General features: G+C 41.1%; 5 protein-coding genes and 1 pseudogene. All 6 read left to right on the top strand.

Features of this window, described 5'->3' with window-relative positions; genetic code table 11:
- Positions 1–499: RHS repeat-associated core domain-containing protein (locus tag DBY86_RS13490; RefSeq protein ID WP_199901113.1), on the top strand; the 499-nt coding region annotated here is incomplete at its 5' end.
- 19 nt (positions 500–518) lie between these two features.
- Entirely contained in the window at positions 519–905 is a 387-nt protein-coding gene (locus tag DBY86_RS12715) for an ankyrin repeat domain-containing protein (RefSeq protein ID WP_107820208.1), read from the top strand.
- A gap of 40 nt (positions 906–945) precedes the next feature.
- Entirely contained in the window at positions 946–1,188 is a 243-nt protein-coding gene (locus DBY86_RS13885; protein ID WP_107820207.1) for an RHS repeat-associated core domain-containing protein, read from the top strand.
- Between the two features lie 10 nt (positions 1,189–1,198).
- Complete coding sequence (locus DBY86_RS12705) at positions 1,199–1,636, top strand: hypothetical protein (protein WP_107820206.1); 438 nt, start codon at positions 1,199–1,201, stop codon at positions 1,634–1,636.
- 106 nt (positions 1,637–1,742) lie between these two features.
- A pseudogene (locus DBY86_RS12700) lies at positions 1,743–2,495 on the top strand (RHS repeat protein); the annotation flags it as partial.
- Between the two features lie 62 nt (positions 2,496–2,557).
- On the top strand, positions 2,558–2,848 hold a 291-nt coding region (locus DBY86_RS12695; RefSeq protein ID WP_199901112.1), incomplete at its 3' end, for a transposase.

Here is a 2,848-nt window from a genome sequence, read left to right as displayed (position 1 = left end):
AACGGCGCACCAACCCTTCCGCCTGCAGAACCAGTATTGCGACCGTGAAACGGGGCTGCATTACAACTTCTTCAGGTATTACGAGCCTGATGTAGGTCGGTTTGTGAATCAGGATCCGATTGGGTTGATGGGTGATGAGAATTTTTATACTTATGCATTTAATATCACGAGTTGGGTAGATTATTTAGGATTAAATCCTTTTAAAATTTATTCGCGTTTGCGACAAATATTTAACAAAGCAAATAAAAAAAGTAAAAAACCTGATAAACGCGACCAAGAATATCAATTAGCAAAAAGATTCTGTGATACTCCTGTTCCACCTCAAGCATCCAGATGTGCAACCCTAAGTGCACAAATTAATCATGCCAAAAGATGTATTGAGTTATATACTAATTGGGATAGAAAATGGCAGCCTGAAAGACATACAATCAAAATAAACGATTGGAAAAACAGATTAAATGTTTTAAAAGAAAAAGCAAAAACTGAATGTTCTAGATAAAATTGTTTGGAGAGTAAATATGAATAATCTTTTAACAAAACTTTTTTTGAAATACCAAGACTACCCTAGTTTTTTTAGTAGTAATCCTATCACCTCAGTACATGACTTAGGTTCTATGGGAGAAACATTATTAAATTTAGCAGTTAATTCTCGATCTAAAAAAGATGTTATCTTGCTAATAGAAAATGGAGCTAATGTTAATCAACAGGGAGAATTAAATTTTACTCCTATTCAAAATGCTTGCCTTCATGGAAATATTGATATTATTGAAATTCTTTTAAAGAATGGTGCTAAAACAAATATAAAAAATGAGTTTGGATATGACGCAAAGCATTATGCAACGGAAGAATATCATGATAAAAAAAAATCTAAAGAGATAATGAATTTATTGAGAAATTATAAGTAATTGATTGAATCATATTTAATGACGAGCCAACAACCCCGTAATAAGGTCGCTGTATTACAACTTACTCAGGTATTACGAGCCTGATGCGGGTCGGTTTGTTAACCAAGATCCGATTAGGTTGATGGGTGAGGAGAATCTGTATGCGTTTGCACCTAATGCGACGGAGTGGGTTGACCCGAGTGGGAATATAGCTTTTGTACCATTACTTGTTCTTGCTACTAAAGGTGCAGTAGTAGGGGCATTATTGAATATCGGAATTCAAGTTAGTAACTATTACTCCTAGGTAAATTATCATGAAGCTATTGTCTAATAAGATTAAAATTGAAATTCAAGATGATTTAAAGTTATTATGGAAGATAAAAGGTTGTATATTTACATACTCACCTATTGACTTTAATTACAATCTAATACAACTAGAAGATAGTAATTTTTTTATTATAGATAAATTTAAAGTATATTTTTTCTCATGTCTGAAAAAAGTTTTTTCTTTAATTTATGAAGCAGAATACGAAATTCAATTATATTTTTTTGATAATCAAATTTACATTACTGATGAAATTAAACTAATTCATCTATCTCATAATGGAAATATTATTTGGATATTTTGGCACTTTGATTCTATAGATTTTATAGACTTTGTAGAAAAAAATAATTATCTTTCTCTACATTCTTCTAATAAAATTACAGAAATTGATAAGAACACTGGAAAAATATTAAAAAATAAACTATAAGCTGGCACTAACCAAATAGTTAAAGCAATTTTTGGCAGCAAGCGTAGGTTGGGTCTAGACCCAACAAAACAGCAAGGTCGTCTGAAATCAATTTTCAGACGACCTTGCCCTTACCTGCTTCGACTACAACAGCAACGGCCAAATCATCGCCCAACACCAATGGAAGGTGCCGTCTAAGGAAGAGAACGCCCGAAACGGTCTGCCCGAAACCGACTGGCGCGATGCGCAGTACGATATGCTGTACCTGCCCGTTACCGAAACCGTCCGCTACCACTACGACTTCAACGGCAACCGTACCGCCGCCGTCCTGCCCGACGGCAGACAGATCAACTGCCTGTATTACGGCAGCGGCCACCTGCACCAAATCAGCCTCGGCGACGAAGTCATCACCGACATCGAACGCGATCAGCTGCACCGCGAAATCTTCCGCACACAGGGTAAACTCGCCGGCCGTTACGAACTCGACCCCTTAGGCCGTCTGAAAAGGCAAATTGCCGCCCCCAACGAGCTGACGCAGACCGGGACAGCGAAAAATGCAGTAACATCGGCCTATGCCGTCAAACGCAGCTACGGCTACGACCGCACCGGCAACCTGACCCGCAGTACCGACCAGCGGACGGGCACGACGCATTTCGAGTACGACAGACTGGGCAGGATTACCCAAGCAGGGAACGAACGGTTCGCCTTCGACCCCGCGCACAATATCCTGTCCGACAACAACAGCCCTGCCGTTCAAGACAACCGTCTTAAAGAATACAACGGCACGACCTATTACTACGACCACTTCGGCAACCTGATCCACCGCGAACCGGCCGACGGCGAAGTGCAGAACTATTTCTACGACCTGCACGACCAACTGAGACCTTTGCAAAATTCCCCAAAATCCCCTAAATTCCCACCAAGACATTTAGGGGATTTCTCATGGGCACCTTCTTCCGGCAAACCGCCCAAGCCATGATTGCCAAACACATCGACCGCTTCCCACTATTGAAGTTGGATCAAGTGATTGATTGGCAGCCGATCGAACAATACCTGAATCGTCAAAGAACCCGTTACCTCCGAGACCACCGCGGCCGTCCCGCCTATCCCCTGTTGTCCATGTTCAAAGCCGTCCTGCTCGGACAATGGCACAGCCTCTCCGATCCCGAACTCGAACACAGCCTCATCACCCGCACCGATTTCAACCTATTTTGCCGTTTTGACGAACTGGGC

It is taken from the genome of Neisseria bergeri (genome assembly GCA_003044455.1).
GTDB lineage: Bacteria > Pseudomonadota > Gammaproteobacteria > Burkholderiales > Neisseriaceae > Neisseria > Neisseria bergeri.
Note: the sequence above shows the minus strand (reverse complement) of the source record. Positions and strands in the feature narration are given on the sequence as shown.